18 protein-coding genes are annotated in these 17,940 nt (G+C 52.7%); all 18 read right to left on the bottom strand.

What is annotated here, in order from left to right:
* Window positions 1–88: 88 nt before the first annotated feature.
* A complete protein-coding gene (gene rpoD / locus KXU80_RS00155) occupies window positions 89–1,222 on the bottom strand; it encodes an RNA polymerase sigma factor RpoD (RefSeq protein ID WP_219836316.1) in 1,134 nt (377 codons plus the stop codon).
* A gap of 33 nt (window positions 1,223–1,255) precedes the next feature.
* A complete protein-coding gene (gene dnaG / locus KXU80_RS00150) occupies window positions 1,256–3,100 on the bottom strand; it encodes a DNA primase (protein ID WP_219836315.1) in 1,845 nt (614 codons plus the stop codon).
* A 41-nt stretch (window positions 3,101–3,141) separates the two neighbouring features.
* Entirely contained in the window at window positions 3,142–3,609 is a 468-nt protein-coding gene (locus KXU80_RS00145; protein ID WP_219836314.1) for a YaiI/YqxD family protein, read from the bottom strand.
* 79 nt (window positions 3,610–3,688) lie between these two features.
* The gene (locus KXU80_RS00140; protein ID WP_219836313.1) at window positions 3,689–4,507 is read right to left on the bottom strand and encodes a pyruvate, water dikinase regulatory protein; all 819 of its coding nucleotides are present in this window, start codon (window positions 4,505–4,507) and stop codon (window positions 3,689–3,691) included.
* An 86-nt stretch (window positions 4,508–4,593) separates the two neighbouring features.
* Window positions 4,594–6,675, bottom strand: coding sequence for a glycine--tRNA ligase subunit beta (gene glyS, locus KXU80_RS00135; RefSeq protein WP_219836312.1), 2,082 nt, complete (start codon window positions 6,673–6,675; stop codon window positions 4,594–4,596).
* Window positions 6,668–7,555 (bottom strand): glycine--tRNA ligase subunit alpha, encoded by an 888-nt coding sequence (glyQ, locus tag KXU80_RS00130; protein ID WP_219836311.1) that lies wholly within the window; start codon window positions 7,553–7,555, stop codon window positions 6,668–6,670. Before glyQ ends, glyS begins: the two co-directional genes overlap by 8 nt.
* 398 nt (window positions 7,556–7,953) lie before the next feature.
* Entirely contained in the window at window positions 7,954–8,700 is a 747-nt protein-coding gene (gene recO, locus KXU80_RS00125) for a DNA repair protein RecO (protein ID WP_219836310.1), read from the bottom strand.
* Window positions 8,701–8,736: 36 nt separating this feature from the next.
* On the bottom strand, window positions 8,737–8,886 hold the full coding sequence (locus KXU80_RS00120; protein WP_219836309.1) for a YqzL family protein: 150 nt from the start codon (window positions 8,884–8,886) through the stop codon (window positions 8,737–8,739).
* Between the two features lie 136 nt (window positions 8,887–9,022).
* Complete coding sequence (gene era, locus KXU80_RS00115; RefSeq protein WP_219836308.1) at window positions 9,023–9,949, bottom strand: GTPase Era; 927 nt, start codon at window positions 9,947–9,949, stop codon at window positions 9,023–9,025.
* 34 nt (window positions 9,950–9,983) lie between these two features.
* Window positions 9,984–10,412 carry a cytidine deaminase gene (gene cdd / locus KXU80_RS00110; protein WP_219836307.1) on the bottom strand — a complete coding sequence of 143 codons (429 nt, stop codon included), beginning with the start codon at window positions 10,410–10,412 and terminating at the stop codon, window positions 9,984–9,986.
* 20 nt (window positions 10,413–10,432) lie between these two features.
* Window positions 10,433–10,783 carry a diacylglycerol kinase family protein gene (locus KXU80_RS00105; protein ID WP_219836306.1) on the bottom strand — a complete coding sequence of 117 codons (351 nt, stop codon included), beginning with the start codon at window positions 10,781–10,783 and terminating at the stop codon, window positions 10,433–10,435.
* The gene (gene ybeY, locus KXU80_RS00100) at window positions 10,783–11,280 is read right to left on the bottom strand and encodes an rRNA maturation RNase YbeY (RefSeq protein WP_219836305.1); all 498 of its coding nucleotides are present in this window, start codon (window positions 11,278–11,280) and stop codon (window positions 10,783–10,785) included. The genes KXU80_RS00105 and ybeY overlap by 1 nt, the downstream gene beginning before the upstream one ends.
* Window positions 11,277–13,523, bottom strand: coding sequence for an HD family phosphohydrolase (locus KXU80_RS00095; protein ID WP_219836304.1), 2,247 nt, complete (start codon window positions 13,521–13,523; stop codon window positions 11,277–11,279). The genes ybeY and KXU80_RS00095 overlap by 4 nt, the downstream gene beginning before the upstream one ends.
* Before the next feature lie 213 nt (window positions 13,524–13,736).
* Window positions 13,737–14,711 carry a PhoH family protein gene (locus KXU80_RS00090; protein WP_374987732.1) on the bottom strand — a complete coding sequence of 325 codons (975 nt, stop codon included), beginning with the start codon at window positions 14,709–14,711 and terminating at the stop codon, window positions 13,737–13,739.
* A gap of 6 nt (window positions 14,712–14,717) precedes the next feature.
* The gene (yqfD, locus tag KXU80_RS00085) at window positions 14,718–15,911 is read right to left on the bottom strand and encodes a sporulation protein YqfD (RefSeq protein ID WP_219836303.1); all 1,194 of its coding nucleotides are present in this window, start codon (window positions 15,909–15,911) and stop codon (window positions 14,718–14,720) included.
* 15 nt (window positions 15,912–15,926) lie between these two features.
* Complete coding sequence (gene yqfC, locus KXU80_RS00080; protein ID WP_219836302.1) at window positions 15,927–16,205, bottom strand: sporulation protein YqfC; 279 nt, start codon at window positions 16,203–16,205, stop codon at window positions 15,927–15,929.
* 138 nt (window positions 16,206–16,343) lie between these two features.
* The gene (locus KXU80_RS00075) at window positions 16,344–16,892 is read right to left on the bottom strand and encodes a hypothetical protein (RefSeq protein WP_219836301.1); all 549 of its coding nucleotides are present in this window, start codon (window positions 16,890–16,892) and stop codon (window positions 16,344–16,346) included.
* Window positions 16,893–16,940: 48 nt separating this feature from the next.
* The gene (floA, locus tag KXU80_RS00070; protein WP_258171185.1) at window positions 16,941–17,930 is read right to left on the bottom strand and encodes a flotillin-like protein FloA; all 990 of its coding nucleotides are present in this window, start codon (window positions 17,928–17,930) and stop codon (window positions 16,941–16,943) included.
* Window positions 17,931–17,940 lie beyond the last annotated feature (10 nt).

The following is a 17,940-nucleotide window of genomic DNA, read 5'->3' as shown; positions in this document are numbered from 1 at the left end:
GTGACCTGTTGTCCCTCTCTCCAGTCAAATGATAAACGACGACCCTTGAAAAAAGACCTTGCTGCATGTAGCAGAAAGGTCCTGGGCTTTATTCAAGAAAATCCTTCAATCGTTTGCTGCGGGAAGGATGACGCAGCTTGCGCAGTGCTTTCGCTTCGATCTGACGAATCCGCTCACGCGTTACGCCGAATACTTTGCCGACTTCCTCGAGCGTACGGGTACGACCGTCATCAAGACCGAAACGAAGACGAAGCACGTTCTCCTCACGCTCGGTGAGTGTATCCAGCACGTCCTCCAGCTGCTCCTTCAAGAGCTCGTACGCCGCAGCATCTGCCGGAGCGAGCGCCTCCTGATCCTCGATGAAATCACCCAAGTGCGAATCGTCTTCTTCCCCAATCGGCGTTTCCAACGATACCGGTTCTTGAGCAATCTTCATGATCTCCCGAACTTTCTCCGTGCTAAGATCCATCTCGGCTGCAATTTCTTCCGGACTCGGCTCGCGGCCTAGCTCCTGAAGCAGCTGACGGGATACCCGTACCAGCTTATTAATGGTTTCCACCATATGAACCGGAATCCGAATTGTCCGGGCTTGGTCCGCAATCGCGCGCGTGATCGCTTGTCTAATCCACCAAGTGGCATACGTACTGAACTTATAGCCCTTTGTATGGTCAAACTTCTCAACGGCTTTGATCAGACCCATGTTGCCTTCTTGGATTAAATCCAAGAACAGCATGCCGCGGCCGACATAGCGCTTCGCGATACTCACAACGAGCCGCAAGTTGGCTTCCGCCAGTCTGCGCTTCGCTTCTTCATCCCCAAGCTCAATCCGTTTCGCCAGTTCAACCTCATCGTCCGCTGACAGAAGAGGCACACGTCCGATTTCCTTCAAGTACATCCGAACGGGATCGTTTATTTTTATGCCGGGCGGCAGCGCCAGATCATCATCGAAATTGAAGTCGTCATGTTCACGTTCACGTTCCTGATCATCCCTATTGCTAATCGGAAGATCTTCGTCGTTTTCATTAACCACTTCAATGCCGATATCGTCAAGCTGCTCAAAAAACTCATCGATTTGTTCCGGATCCTGATCAAAAGGTGAAAGCTTCTCCATGATCTCTTTGTACGTTAAGGAGGATCTCTTCTTCCCATGTTCAATCAGTTGATCTTTAACGAGCTCCAGCTTCTGTTCTGTATCCAATTCAGTATGTTGATCATTCGCCATATTCCGACTCCCTCCTCCCTAGAAACGATCATCCTACCGACCTTTAAGCTGTCTCTCTAGGGCTATAATCTCACTTGCAATTTGTGCCGCTTTCAGCATGTCGCCGGAACGCTCCGCTCGTACCATCGTTTCCTTCTTCTCCTCGATTTCTCGAAGCTTGGGCACCTTCACAATTTCATTCACATACTCTGTGAGCAGGTGTTCGTTAAAAGGAATTTCATCGTCCATCATCATGATGGAAGCGGCTGTTCGTTCAAGACGGTCATCCTGGAGTGATGCAATAAACCGGCTTATATCCGGATCATGGCCTTGCGCGTAATAAGCATATAGGTAAGCAGCAAGCGCTGCGTGATCCTCTACATTAAAAGCCTCTCCGAGCTTCTGGTGCACCGTATTCGCTACGTCCGCATCCAGCAGCATTTGCGCAAGCAGCTTGCGCTCAGCTACCTGATAAGCAGGCAGTATCGGCGGTGCAGAGGACGTACGACGGTTTTCACGGTTTTCATTCCTACCATTATTCCACGAATTGTCGTTATTATCCCTTTGCGGCTTCATTTTTTGAAGCTGCTGGCGCTGCGCAAAGCAGTCCTGCTTCAATGAATCCAGGGACATATCGAACTCACGGGACAGCTCTTTTAAATAAAATTCCCGCTCTGTAGGAGAATCCAGCACGGCTATGATGCGTACGGCTTCGAGCAAGTAATTCTTCTGTCCTTCTTCTTCTAGGAGTATATGGTTTTTCTTAGCATATAGTAATTTAAATTTTGTGGCAGACACCGGATGCTCGATCGTTTCGCGCATGAACGCCTGGGCGCCGTGCTCTTCGATGTATTCATCCGGATCCATCCCTTTCGGCAGTATGGCCACTTGAACGCGCAGCCCCGCTTTTTCAAGGATGGGAATCGTCTTCAGCGCCGCGGCTTGTCCGGCATTATCACCGTCGTAGCAAATAACCGCCTCTTCCACATTACGCTGCAGGAACGAGGCATGATCGTCGGTCAACGCCGTGCCCATCGAGGCAACTCCGTTGCTGACGCCGGCGCTCCACGCTTTTATAACGTCCATATAACCTTCAAACAAAACAACGCGCCTGCTCTTGCGCATTGCCGGTCTGGCTTGATGAAAGTTATATAAATTACGGCTTTTGTTGAACAGCATCGTCTCCGGAGAGTTCAAATATTTGGGCTGTCCCTCGCCAAGCATCCTGCCGGCCAGCGCGATCACTTTGCCGTCACGATTCCAGATTGGGAACATCACTCTGTCCCGAAACCGATCAATATAACCGCTCTTATCCTGCTTCCCGATCAAAAGACCGCCCTTCTCCATTAACGCGGAGCTGAACTCCCTCTTCTCCAGAAAGCGAGCAAGCGTGTCCCATTCCGGAGGCGCATAACCGATAACAAACTGATCAATCTGCTTGTCCGTAACGCCGCGGGATCGCAAGTACTGTAAGGCTGGCTGGCCGTATGTCGTATTCATGAGCAAGTAATGATACAACTTGGCAGCAAGCTCATGCGCTTGAATAAGCTTATCTCGTTCCGCATTCCCTTCGACGCTGGCACCCTCTTGAGCACCCGACCAGGTATATGGAATACCTGCTTCTTCGGCTAAAAGCCGCACAGCCTCAGGAAACGAATATTCTTCAATCTCCTCGATAAACTTGATCGCATTGCCGCCTTTGCCGCACCCGTAACAATAGAAGATGCCCTTCTCCGGCGTAACCGTGAAAGACGGCGTCTTCTCTGAATGAAATGGGCAAAGCCCCTTCATGTATTTCCCGTGCTTCGAGAGGTGAACGTACTTTCCTACCGTTTCAACAATGTCGTGATGCTTCAGCACCGCTTCAATGACGGAATCCGGTATTTTCCCGTAAGCCATACTATTTCACCTTCATCCTGAATGACAAGTAATACTATTCGCTACGGTTCCGCATTCTCCTGCCGAGATAACAAAACTTTTGTCAGATTATGCTGAAACCTTATGCGGTCCTCGCCTGTCATGGCTTTGGGCCCTTTCGTTCTGCCGCCGCTCCTGCGCTGCTTAGCCAGTTCATGCCGGCGTTCCATCAAGTAATCGATATTAAGGTCATCATACTGCTGGCCTCTTGGCGAAAGCGCGATCGCTCCTTTGGCAAGCACGATCGTGGCCAACCCAAAATCCTGCGTCACGACAATATCGCCGCGCTTGATATGATTGACAATATACAGATCCACCGACTGATCGCTCCGGTCAACCTGCATAATCGAAACACCGCTCTCCGCCTGCAGACGGTGATCATGCGAGGCGACCATAAGAACCGGCACGTCGAACTTTCGAGCCGCTTCGACAATTTCCCGTTTCACGGGACAAGCATCTGCGTCAACCACAATCGTTGATCCTGCGTTCATGTTTGCATCACCGCATCTTCTTGTAACTACCGTACTATTATATACGGCAAATATCTAAAAAATCCTGCTTGAACCCCTGTCATACGGATTCAATATGCTCCATGATGAGGCTTGCCGTTTCTTCCACCGCTTTATGCGAAACATCGATAACAAGACAGCCGATTCGTTCCATGATCGATGCCGCGTATTGCAATTCAAACTCAATCCGCTCTGTCTTGGCATACGACGCGCTGTCGGGAAGTCCGAGTGCTTTCAGCCTTTCCTTGCGGATGCCGTTCAAATAACGAACGTCGATGGTAAGTCCGACGACCTTCTCTTTCGGAATCTGGAACAGCTCCGGCGGAGGACCTACCTCTGGAATAAGCGGAACGTTAGCGACTTTGAACTGCCGATGGGCCAGATACATGGACAATGGCGTCTTGGACGTTCGCGAGACGCCGACAAGAACGATATCCGCTTGTAGAATGCCTGTCGTGTCGCGCATATCATCGTACTTCACGGCGAATTCAACGGCATCAACCTTGCGGAAATAGTTTTCGTCAAGCACATGGTTCAAACCAGGCTCCTGCCTCGCTTTGCGTTCCGTCTTCTCTTCCAGGCTTGTTATAAGCGAACCAAGCAGGTCAATGGCCGTCAAATCATACTCCGACGCCAGTGCCAGCATGCGTTCCCGCAGGGAGGGAAGAACGAGCGTATACAGCAAGATCGCATCATCCTCCATCGCCTGCAGCACATATTTCTCAAGCGAAGCTTCGTCGTTAATAAAAGGCGCACGGCGAATTTCAGCATGGATTGGATGAAATTGGGCGACGGCAGCCCGAACGACAAGCTCTCCAGTATCGCCGGCAGAATCAGAAACGACGTAAATAATCACTTCAGGCTGTGTATCGGCTGCCATTGCTATTCCCTCCTAAAAGTTTTGCGAAGCAAAACTTACTTCGTAAGCTTGCGCGATAAACCTCATTTTTTCCTACCCGAAAATGATTACCAAACCAGCTTCGAAAAATCCGCCACTTGCGTAACGCTGCCTGCGATCGCAGCCAGTGTCGCCAAACGGTTAGCCCGTACGGCCTCGTCTTCCGCCATAACCATGACATGATCAAAGTACGCATTGATTGGTGTTTTCAGCCCTGCTAATTTGGAAATGGCTTCTGCTGCCGCGCCTTGCTCGACAAGCGAAGTAATTTCATCGCGCACCGAAGTCCACGATTGGTACAGCGCGCCTTCGACATCTTCCACGAACAGGCTTGCGTTCACATCATTAGACGCAGCTTTCGAAGCAAGGTTGCACACGCGGTTAAGTGCGTCGACCACGCCCTTGAATTCTTCGCGGCGTTCGCCGGCGGCCGCACCCGTTACTGCTGCAGCACGGTCAACCGTTTGCCGCAGATCATTATAACCAACGGCCATAACGGCATCGACGACATCATAACGAATGCTTTGCTCGGTCAGCACGTTCTTCACGCGCAGCGCGAAAAATTCGTACAAGTCTTTACGAATATCAGCCGCATTACGTTTCAAACCTCGCGCAGCATGTACTTCGATAGAGAGATTAAATAACGTATCAAGCGGCAGCTTCAAGCCATGCGACAACACGATCTGTACGATACCTGCCGCTTGGCGGCGAAGCGCGTACGGATCCTGCGAGCCCGTCGGGATGATGCCGATGGAGAAGCAGCCGACAATCGTATCGATTTTGTCCGCGAGGCTGACAACGGCGCCCGCGACGGAAGCCGGTGCGCGGTCGCCCGCAAAACGCGGCTGGTAATGCTCATTGATTGCTTTGGCAACCGCTTCGCGTTCGCCGGCTTTACGCGCATAATCCTCGCCCATGATGCCCTGAAGCTCAGGGAATTCATAAACCATTTGCGTCACGAGATCGAATTTGCAAATGGCAGCCGTACGCGCAGCGTCTTCCGAGGTTTGCGTGTCAAGCATAAGCGCCGACGTCAATTTGCCAGCCGTGTCCACGATCCGGCGGACTTTCTCCGCAACCGTGCCAAGCTCTTCATGGTAAACGATCGTTTCAAGCTTTGCAAGCGCGTCGTGGATCGCAAGCTTCTGATCTTCGCCATAGAAAAATTTCGCATCGGACAGACGCGCGCGCAGTACCTTCTCATTCCCTTTCGCCACGTTCTCGATGGACGTCCGATCGCCGTTGCGAACGGTCACGAAATAAGGAAGAAGCTTGCCGCTGCCGTCAAGCACCGGGAAATACCGCTGATGCTCGCGCATCGAGGTAATCAAGACTTCCTGCGGAATATTCAGGAATGATTCATCAAACGTTCCGAACAGTACATTCGGGTACTCAACGAGGAAAACGACTTCCTCCAGCAAATCCTCTTTAATCGCGATATGCCAACCCTTCTCGGCGGCAAGGCCGTTGATCTGCTCGACGATCAGTGCTTCGCGTTCGGCTGCATCCGCAATGACCTGCTGCTCCTTGAGGCGGGATACATACTCAGAAGGCGCCGATATCTCTGTATCGCTGCCGAGGAAGCGATGACCGCGCGTCGTTCTGCCGCTTTGAACCGCCGTAATTTCAAGCGGAATGACCGTATCCCCGAATAACGCGACTAACCAACGGATCGGGCGAACGAACTTCAGATCGTAATTGCCCCAGCGCATGTTTTTCGGAAAAGACATTGATGTAATGAGCGAGGTCAGGCCGTCTGGGAGCACATCGCTTGTCACCGTACCGATGCTGGATTTGTTAGCAAATACATACTCGACGCCGGCGACTTCTTTGAAGAAGAATTCGGAAGGCTCCACGCCTTGGCTTCTTGCGAAGCCAAGTGCCGCTTTACTCCACTCGCCTTGCTCGCTTAGCGCGATTTTGCGGGAAGGACCTTTCACTTCCTCGCTCACGTCCGCCTGCTTCTCTTCTACACCACGAACGAGAACGGCAATGCGGCGAGGCGTTGCGTAAGCCTCGATTACACCGTGGCCGATTCGGCTGGCTTCCAGCCATTTGGCCGTCTTCTCTTTCAATTGATTCATCGCACCGCGCACGAATCGCGCCGGGACCTCTTCAAGTCCGATTTCAAGCAGAAGATCCTTAGCCATTGTCGATCACTCCTTTCTTCAGCAGCGGGAAGCCCAGGCGTTCGCGCTCCTCCAAATATGTAGCCGCGCATGCCCGCGCCAAGTTTCGAACGCGCATAATGTAACCTGTACGCTCCGTGACGCTGATTGCGCCGCGCGCATCCAGCAGGTTGAACGTATGTGAACATTTCAGCACGTAATCATATGCCGGGAATACAAGCTTATGGTCCATCGTTTTCTTCGCTTCTTCCTCATACATGGAGAAGAGGGAGAACAGCATTGCCGTATCTGACGTTTCAAACGTATATTTGGAATGCTCGAACTCAGGCTGCAGGAACACATCGCCATAGCTGACGCCGTTCACCCACTCCAGATCGAACACGTTTTCTTTCTCTTGAATGTAAGAAGCAAGACGCTCCATACCATACGTAATCTCCACCGCAACCGGATTCGCGTCGATGCCTCCGACCTGCTGGAAATAGGTGAACTGCGTGATTTCCATGCCGTTCAGCCAAACTTCCCAACCAAGCCCCCACGCGCCAAGCGTCGGCGACTCCCAGTTATCTTCAACGAAGCGAATATCGTGATGAAGCGGATCGATTCCAAGACGCTTCAAGCTTTCCAGGTACAACTCTTGAATATTATCCGGCGACGGCTTCAAGATGACTTGGAACTGGTGATGCTGGTATAAACGGTTCGGGTTCTCTCCATAACGTCCGTCCGCCGGACGCCTGGACGGTTCGACGTAAGCTACGTTCCATGGCTCTGGACCAATCGAACGTAGGAACGTCATCGGATTCATCGTACCTGCACCTTTCTCCGTATCATACGGCTGCACCAGAATACAATTTTGCTCCGCCCAGAACTGCTGCAGCGTCAAAATCATGTTTTGAAAATTCATGTTCTGCTTCTCTCCTTCAATTGAATTAACCCCCGGAACAATCGTAAGCAAATGCACGCGCAGACGTATCGATATGGGCACAAAAAAAGCCCCCGCCCCTACGTCTGGTTACAGACATAGGGACGAAAGCTATTGAGCTCCCGCGGTTCCACCCTACTTGGTTTCCGGATTCATGCCATCCCTGCGGAGACTGCGCCGAAAACCCGCTTTTGCAGCTTGCCTAAACTCCGGAGTGCCTTTCATCGAGCGGGTCTGTCCGGGCTTTCACTATCCCCGGCTCGCTTCATCAGACGACGATCCGACTACTTTCTCCATCATCGCTTCAATTTCATAATAACTTATCTTAGCAATTCTTATGCCTCGTGTCAAACGGTGATTCCAGACCATCGGTTGGTGGTTTAAATCGAATACCGATCCAGCTGATCCAAAAACGAACGCGACTTAAGCGGTAATCCAATATGCATATCCATCAGCAGACGCATGGCCTGCTTCAGCTGCTTTTTCGTATCATCCTTGACCTGAACATTACCCAATCGCCGCAAATCCAACCCCCGGTATAAGCGAAGCAGCTTAAGCGCGCTATCGCTAAGCTCCAGCGCTTCCTGATCCTTGTATCTGCACCGGCTGCATAGAATACCTCCTCCTCTAGCGCTAAGCGCCATCGGAGGTACGGTATTGCCGCAAGAAACACAGGCGTTAAAATCAGGGCCATAGCCGGCCGCTTCGAGAATCTTCATTTCAAACAGCTGCATTGTGATCATAACATCTTTGCCTTCGGCAAACGAAGCCAAACACGCTTTCAGCTGCTCGAACATATAGCTACCAGCATCCTCTTCTTGAAGCGCTCGGTCTACCAGTTCCGCCGCGTAAGAAGAATAGGCCGTGAGCTCCAGCTGCTCACGCAAAACATGGTGAGATTCGATAATCTCACCATGCGTCAGCGTCCCTAGCCCGCTATTTCGGAAAAAAAGATATTCGCCGTAGGTAAACAGCTGGGACAGCGAACCGTGACGACTCCGCACTTTCTTCGCTCCGCGCACAATGACTGCGATCTTGCCGTGCGTATTGGTTAGAAGCGTAATGATTTTGTTGCCTTCTCCGTAATCCATGCTTCGGATCACGATGCCTTCTACCCGGTACTGCATGCGCCTCTCCCCCAAACTGCGTGAACAATCCATTCTTTAGAAAGAACTGTCACCTTCGGCCGCAAGTTCACCCTCTTCATCCGAATCAGCAGCTTCTGCTTTGGCCTGCTCGTCCATTTCCCTGTACAGCAAGAAAGCCTCTACATCCCCGGTCAGCGTAAAATACTTCCACGAAAAATTTCGCATTCGTATTCATCCTTTCCGCACTCAGAAATGTTGCTCACGGATTAGGATGCGATGAAGGGGGATTACCTATGCCATACAAATTACGGACATTCTGCTTGAGAAAGGAATTTGCGGATGCCGCTCATCCCATGCAGCGTTAATCGTTGCGGAAACCAAGGTCCTTCAGGACCCGTTCCTGGTTGCGCCAATCCTTCTTCACCTTTACCCACAGCTCAAGGAAGACACGGGAGCCCAGCAGTGTTTCAATATCCCGCCGAGCTTCCCGTCCGACCTGCTTCAGCAGTGCGCCTTGCTTGCCGATGACGATTCCCTTTTGGGAGTCCCGTTCGACATAAATGACCGCGCCGATATAGACAACGCCGTTCTCCTGCACCTTCATATCCTCAATTGCCACCGCGATGGAATGCGGCACCTCTTCACGGGTCAGATGCAAGATTTTCTCGCGAACGAGCTCCGCACACACGAACTGCTCCGGATGGTCGGTCACTTGATCGGCTGGATAATACTGGGGCCCTTCCGGCAGGTACGTACTGAGCACGCGGAGCAGCGTTTCGACATTGTTGCCCTGCAATGCAGAGATTGGAACGATTTCGGCAAAATCGTACAAGTCTTTATATTGCACGATGAGCGGCAAAAGCGCTTCCGGCTCGATTTTGTCGATCTTGTTCATGACAAGGAATACTGGCGTCTTCACTTTCTTGAGCGCTTCAATAATGAAACGGTCGCCCCCGCCAAGACCTTCCGAAGCATCGATCAGAAACAAAGCCGCGTCGACTTCACCGAGCGTGCCGACTGCAGACTTCACCATGAAATCACCCAGCTTTGACGTTGGCTTATGAATGCCCGGCGTGTCCAGAAATACAATTTGCGAATTGTCTTTGGTATAGACGCCATGAATTTTGTTGCGCGTCGTTTGCGGCTTGTCTGACATGATCGCGATTTTCTGACCGATGACCTCGTTCATAAGCGTCGATTTGCCGACGTTTGGTCTTCCGACGATCGCCACGAAGCCCGAATGATATTTTTCTTTGGATCCTTTGGACCCTGTTGTTGTCGAACTCATAGTTGTAACTTTATCCCCTTCCAGGTATTACGAGTTAAGCTTGATGAAGCTGATCAGAGGAAAATGCGCCAGGCAGCAGCTCCGCTACAGTTGTCAGCTGCCAATCCCCTTTCATATTCCCCATGATGACAGGCATATCCGGTGAACAGAGCTCCACCAGCACCTGCCGGCAAACGCCGCAAGGCGTAATCGGCTTGTCCGTATCGCCGACGACTGCGATTGCCTCGAACGAACGCGCTGCATGACCGTCTACAATTGCCCGGAACAGCGCCGTTCGCTCCGCGCAGTTCGTGGGCGAGTAGGCTGCATTCTCCACGTTGCAGCCGAGATGGACGCCGCCTTCTGCATCCAGCAGCGCTGCGCCGACTTGAAAATTTGAATAAGGCGCGTACGCGCGCTTCCGCGCTTCAATTGCCTGTTCCATCAATTGTTTATAAGGCGCCGGCAACAATCCATTCTCCATATCCTCATTGCTCCTTTACTTCAGTGCAGTACATACGGACCAAATACAATCAGACCGACGATTGCGGCCATAATCGCTGTCATCAGCACGGCACCTGCTGCAGCGTCCTTCGCTGATTTCGCTAAGGCATTTCGCTCGGGACTAGTTAGATCGACGATATGCTCGACTGCTGTATTAACAAGCTCCGCGGCTAGTACCAGCCCTTGCACGATGAGAATAGACACCCATTCCATGCGAGTCAAACCGAGCAGCAAACCAGCTGCATTGACAATAACCGCTGCCACTGCATGAATTCTCATATTTCGCTGCGTTTGAACCGTTCGGCGAATGCCGTCCCAAGCAAAGGACATGCTGCGCAAAAACTTGCTCATTAACGGGTTAAGCCGGCTTGCAGAAGCACATCTTCCTGCTTCTTCGTCATGACGGCCTCGCTTGCTTCATCCTGATGATCGTAGCCGATCAGATGGAGGAATCCGTGCACGAACAGAAATCCAAGCTCACGCTCTAACGAGTGACCGTACTCTTCACTCTGCAGCTTCGCCCGCTCGGCTGAAATAATAATGTCGCCCAGCATACCTTCGAACGGAATCGCCTCGTCTTCGTCGTCGACTTCATAAATGATATTCAGCTCTTCGTCGGTCTCTTCCTGCATGGCAAAGGAGAGCACGTCGGTCGGACGGTCAATATTGCGATAATCGCGATTCAATTGATGAATCTCTTCATCATCGACGAAGGACAGCGTCACTTCCCCCTCCGTCAAGCCTTCCGCTTCGCCGGCCAGCTGAAGAAGCTTCTCCAATACACCGATAAAATCTTCGGAAATAACTACTTTGTCCTGATCATTGCTCCAATCTAATTGCAAACTCATGCCAGCCGCTCCTTTGATTTCACATCTTCCGGATATTCAATGCGCGAATGAAAAACGCCGATTACGGTTTCTTTCAATGTTTGTGCGATTTTTTCGAGCTCCTTGAGCGTCAGGTCGCATTCGCCGAATTGATCGTCGTCCAGACGCGCTTTAATGATTTTGTGGATCATGGATTCCACCTGTTCCGCAGTAGGACTTCGCAGACTGCGAACGGCGGCCTCCACGCTGTCGGCAATGCCGACGATTGCGGCTTCCTTCGACTGCGGGCGAGGACCCGGATAACGGAAATCATCCTCCGTGAAGTCGGGCAGCGTGCCCGCCTCTTCCGCCAGCTTATTCGCCTTGTGATAAAAATATTTCAAGCAGGTCGTACCATGATGCTGCTCCGCAATGTCCCGGATCTGCTTCGGCAGCTTATGATTCTTCAGCATCTCCACGCCATCGCGCGCATGGGCGATAATGATGGATTTGCTGAGCTTGGGCTCGATGGAATCATGCGGATTTTCATAGTTTGTCTGATTCTCGATAAAATAACTAGGCCGCTTCGTTTTTCCGATATCGTGATAAAAGGAGCCTACGCGGCAAAGCAGCCCGTTCGCGCCGATGGCTTCCGCTGCCGCCTCGGATAGGTTTCCAACCATTACGCTGTGATGGTAAGTACCCGGCGTTTCCGTGAGCAGCTTCCGGAGCAGCGGATGATTCGGGCTCGACAGCTCCACCAGCTTAAGCGCGGATAAGATGCCGAAGGTGACTTCAAAGAACGGCATAAGGCCGACGACAAGAATGGCGGTAAGCAAGCCGCTTGCGAAAGCAAACGTGATCGTCATAATCAACTCTGACTTGCCCGGCATTTCTCCTAGCAGAAGAATGGCCAATACAGAAGCTGATCCGAACAAGCTGGCCATAATTCCGGCCTTTAAGATCGTCGAACGTTGACTAGCGCGATGAATAGCAAAAATCGCGGCGAACGATACCACCGCCGTCGTAAAGCCGTAATTAAAATCGAAAATCCGCCCGGATTCCGTATTGAAGATCACACTCTCCATAATCGCGAACAGGAATGAACTGACCACGGCAAGCTGCACGTCGAGCAGCAGCACGATCAGCATGGCGCCCATAGCGGCCGGAGCTAAATAACCGACATAAGACATCGACTGCGTCTGCGTTAGCTCGACGATATGCATCGCCAGAATATTAAGCAGATAAATGAGCAGCAGCATGCATACCTGCGAATTGCTGTACTTGGATCTTGTTCCGCCGCTTAAATTGGAAGCTTTCTCCAGATAGCCGTAGATGACGATCAAGAACAAGATTGACAGCAGGAACAACCCCAGCTGCGGCCAGTATGACTTCTTGTTCTGCAGCAATCCGAAGCCGGACAGCCGGTCGTACATTTCCTTCGAAATGACCTCGCCTTTATGCACGATCACATCGCCTTGATTAAACACGACCGGCGGCGTATTCTCTTTCGCCGCGACGCGCGCGTCATTGGTCGCCTGTTTATCGAGAAATTTGTTCGGCATGATGGCGTAGCGCGCAAGCTCCTGAACGATCTCCCTTGATTTGCGTTCGCTAAGCGAGCTTGCGTTCACCAGCTCCGCTACCTTCGTACGGGCCGTCTCCGCCTCGCGGAGGGAGTCACCCATCAGCTTATGCACGATGGAAACCGCGACGCCGTGCATGTCACTGAGCTGAACCGGCGTCAATTGCGGCAGCTTGTAGTACGTCTCCTCAGGTATGCGATACGTCTGCGCTTTGACGACGGACGCCATTTCATCAAGCAACGCGTCGTTGTAAGTGCCGTTGCCTTTGTTCATGCGGACGAACTGATCCACGTAATCGGTGTACATCTGAGGAATTTCCGTCCGATAAATGGACACTTTATTCTCTAGCGTCACTTGATCGTCCTGATTCAACTGCTCCATCCGCGTGAAAATCTGCTCCAACAGCAGCTCGCCTCGAAGCGCGACGATGGAATAAATCGGCTCGACCCGTTCGGCCGCCAGCTCTTGCGCCTGAAGCGTCGCCTTCTCGTCTTTGATCTGCGTAGGAGCTTCAATATTGCGGTCGCTGACTTTGTCCAATTCGATGTTGTACGTTTTGGGAAGGACATGCGGCGCTAAGCTGAAATAAAATAGCAGAACAAACAGAAGCAGCAACACCCAGCGAACGGCTGCGCTTTGCTTCCATCCACTCCATCCGAATGGCTTCGTATCCTCCGGATCGGCCTGCTGATTCACCATGTTGTTATTCCTCCTAAAGCTGGCTACATCCCCCTATCCCCCTTGCCTAAGGGGAGACCCCCAGGGACTCCGTCCCTGGACCCTGGATACAGCATGCCTGCCGCCCGGACCGTCTTCGGCCTCGATTTGGCGGCAGGCACGTTATCGTCCGCTGGCGCGGACTCCTCTATCATGCTGCGTTGTTCAAATACGTTTTGCGGCGATGGAAGAACCTCAATTCGCTTGATTCTCCGCATCGATATTATAAGCGGTAATGATTTTTTGAACTAACGAATGCCTAACGACATCCTGCTCGGTAAACAGAATAAATCCGATTTCCGGAATGCCTTGAAGTATCCGCTGCGCCTCGATTAATCCGGACCGCTTGCCTCTTGGCAGGTCGATTTGCGTGACATCGCCCGTGATAACCATTTTTGAGCCGAAGCCAAGCCTTGTCAGGAACATTTTCATCTGCTCCGGCGTCGTGTTCTGTGCCTCGTCCAAAATAATAAAGGCATCTTCGAGCGTACGTCCCCGCATATAGGCTAACGGTGCGACCTCGATAAGTCCGCGCTCGAATGCTTTGGTCGTTTGATCCGGGCCAAGCACGTCATGCAGCGCATCGTAGAGCGGCCGAAGGTAAGGATCTACCTTCTCCTGCAGATCGCCCGGCAGGAATCCGAGGTTCTCGCCTGCTTCCACTGCCGGGCGAGTCAGAATGATCCGTTTCACTGCGCCTTCCTTCAATGCCGCAACTGCGAGCACGACAGCCAGGTACGTCTTGCCCGTCCCGGCTGGACCAATGCCGAATACGACATCCATGCGTTTGATCGTCTTGACATAGTGGCGCTGGCCTATCGTTTTTACCCGAATCGGCTTACCGCGAAACGTCGTCGTGATTTCTGCCTTGAATAGATCAAGCAGCTGATCGGCCTGCATGCTCCGTGATAGATCCAGCGCATAAACGATATCCCGTTCCGACGGCGTATAGCCGCCCCTAACTAGCTGCTGAAGTACCGTATACAACTGCTCCAACGAGTCAACTTCGGCACTGGGGCCGGAGATTGCAATTTCCGCTTCGCGAGACATGATGTCCGCTGTTGACTGCTGCTGGACCAGGCGCAAATATTTATCCTGGGGGCCAAGCAGGGCAAGTCCCTCCGCTGCGTTAGCAAGCGGGATTTTGGCTACTTTGAATTCATTCAGCAATACGCTTCATTCCCCTTGCATTTGAACTAAAGGTCTCTCTATCGCTATGGACTGATCCATCTCAAAAAGCACTTTCATATAAACTTTACCATTCTCCGTCTTTTCATGCAAAATGTTTTCCGCCAGCACCTGCGCATCCGGCCCTACCTTGGCAAGCAGATCGGCTTTTGCCTGCTCGATTCCCTCTGCCTTGGCCTCTTCGTAGCTGACCGTTTGCTGCTGGATTTGGACCTCCATGATCGTTTCTTTCATGCGGCCGAACGGAAGCTTCAGCGTCCGCCATGAAGCCTGCTCCTCTTGACGGATGCTTTCGGACATTGCGTACGGATTTTTGCCGTAGCCGCTTACCTGAAGCGCACGTCCACCCGCTACGCCGTACCAGATCACTTTCTTATTGCCGGTATAGACTTTGCTCTGCTTCGCGAGCGGCGAAACAATATCGTACTCGTGCCAGACGATGCCCTTCACAACCCCCTTGGCCACGACGGTCTTGCTGTTTGTTTCGTCGCCCAGCAGACCTGATATAAGCACATCGCCTTGCTTGACGCGCATATTTCGTTTCACGACCGGCCGCCCCGATTCGGCCATTACTTTCGTGACGACCGCGTCCGTCGATGCAACCAAGTGGCGCGGGTTCATCGGAGGCTTGGCCTCCGGAATGGATGACTCCACAACCTGGATCGTTATATGCGTCCCGCGCTTCTCGACGCCCACCCAAGCCGTTCCAGGCAGCTTCTGTGCCAGCCGCTTGGACAAAACGACCGTATCCTCCAGGCGAAACGACCATTGAAAAGGATACAATCCCTCCGATTTGGCCACTTGCAAAATTTGTTCCTCGGACAGCTTGGCGTTGCCCTTCACGTCGATCGACCAGATCAGCGAGGAGAGCAGGTACATGCCGACAAAGAAGAGGACGAGCCCAGCCGCAAAAAAAACACGCTTCCGCATGCGCTGCAGCCAGAAAGGCAATCCCTGCCTATGCTCCACGTGCAGGCGGCAGCCTGTCCGTTTCAAGAGCGGGCGCAGCCGGAAAAAATGGTTCAAGCTGGTGCTGCACTGCAGCTCGCCTTCCTTCGCGCGGCGAATGGACCACAGCTGCAGTCCATTCGCCAGGGCTTCGTTAACGAGCCTCTCGATAGCTTGACCGCGAACGCGAATCGTCACAAACCCGCGCAGCCACTGCATCCAAGTCGCATCCATTCCCCTTCGTCCCCCTCATTCTCGCACTTCAATATTTTTGATAAGTCCCTCAACAAATACTTCTTCGGTCCATATGGTCCGTATAATCAGGTCGCTGCCTGTCACTTCCAGCTCGCCTTTACTAAGCGCAAGACGAAGCTTGTCGCTGGAGAAGTGCAGGACGCCGCGATGGTTCTCGATGTAAAGCTGACGGTCTCCGATCATCGTGAGACGGGGCAAATCCATTACGACATCCGGCGGCAGATCCAGCAGATCGGCAGCCATTTTACGCAGTTTGCGGTTTAAGCGGCGCATGCAGGCAGAAGCCCCCTTCCCGTACTGTACCAAACTATGCGATTCGCGCCAGAAATATGAAAACGGTAAAGCGAGAATCCGGCATAACGCGCAAAAAAACATGCTACCCGGTAAGGGGCAGCATGTTGATGGGATCAATTATGGGCGCCGGAGCGGACGCTTGGAGCGCGGAGCACCAAGTACCTCTGCCATGACGAAGGCTTGCCGAAGCTCATCGCCCTGAGGGACGCGGAAAGTACCGTCCTGCGTGCGGCGCGGGGCTTCGCCGGTTGTTCCTGCCGGCGCAGTTCTCGCCTTCGCCTGCGCCTGCCTATCGGCTTCCAGCGCCTGAGCCAGCGTATCCCTTCCCGCGAACTCGAGGCTCACGCCTTCGCCGGACGGCTTTAGCTGCGTCGTGTAGAGCGAGCTGCCGCTGGTTGTTTGCACAGGCTGCAGTGCGGACTGCGGCTCCACACGCCGCTGAGCTGCGCGCTGCGGTGACGGCACGGCAGCTGGCCGGCTAACAGGCCGTTCCGCTTGCTGCTGCCGTTCGCCTGCAGGCCGAGAGGTCGTGCCGCCCCCGAAGGGAGGCATCCGGTTGTTTTGATTCTGCCTGCCTCTCGCTCGATTGAACAGCGTGAGCAAGAAGCCAATTATGACGATTACGACATAGATATTTGAAAACAACAGTTTGATGAGATCTTGCATGCACGCACCTCCGTTCGAAGATCATCCCGTATGAAGGCGGATTGCAGATTAACGCTCTTCTTTATCGGATCCGTCGGGTTTGCCGATGGAATTGCGCATACTGGTGTCCGCTTCAATATTCTTGAAATTCATGTAGTCAAGCACGCCGATTTTACCCTGCTTCAGTGCTTCCGCCATGGCAAGCGGGACTTGCGATTCCGATTCTACGACGAGCGCTCGCATCTCCACGACACGGGCTTTCATCTCCTGCTCCTGCGCGACAGCCATCGCGCGGCGCTCCTCGGCTTTCGCCTGCGCAATCCGTTTATCTGCTTCCGCTTGTTCCGTTTGCAGGTGCGCGCCGATGTTCTTGCCGACATCGACGTCCGCGATGTCGATAGAGAGAATTTCGAAGGCCGTACCGGCATCCAATCCTTTGCCAAGCACCGTACGGGAAATCAGGTCAGGATTCTCTAGGACGTCTTTATGTGATTCCGAGGAACCGACCGTCGTAACGATCCCCTCGCCGACACGTGCGATAATGGTTTCTTCGCCGGCTCCCCCCACGAGACGATCAATATTCGCGCGAACCGTTACGCGCGCTTTAACCTTTACTTCGATACCGTTCTTCGCTACGGCCGCAACGATCGGCGTTTCGATGACGCGCGGGTTAACGCTCATTTGAACGGCTTGGAGCACATCGCGGCCGGCAAGATCGATCGCAGCCGCTCGTTCGAATTCAAGCTCGATATTCGCCCGCTGCGCAGCAATCAGCGAGTTAACGACACGGTCGACGTTACCGCCGGCAAGGAAATGGCTTTCCAATTGATTAATCGTCAGGCCAAGGCCTGCTTTGGTTGCCTTGATAAGCGGGTTGACGATCCGGCTCGGAACGACGCGGCGCAGCCGCATAGCGACCAGCGTAATGATGCCGACGCGAACGCCGGAAGCAAGCGCGGAGATCCAGAGCATAATGGGGAAGAAGCTGAGAAACACGGAAATGGCAATTACTGCGAGCACGACGATAATAATGATGGTTACAGTCGGATCAAGCGTCACGTTCATCCCT

This window comes from Paenibacillus sp. R14(2021), from assembly GCF_019431355.1.
GTDB lineage: Bacteria > Bacillota > Bacilli > Paenibacillales > Paenibacillaceae > Paenibacillus_Z.
Note: the sequence above shows the minus strand (reverse complement) of the source record. Positions and strands in the feature narration are given on the sequence as shown.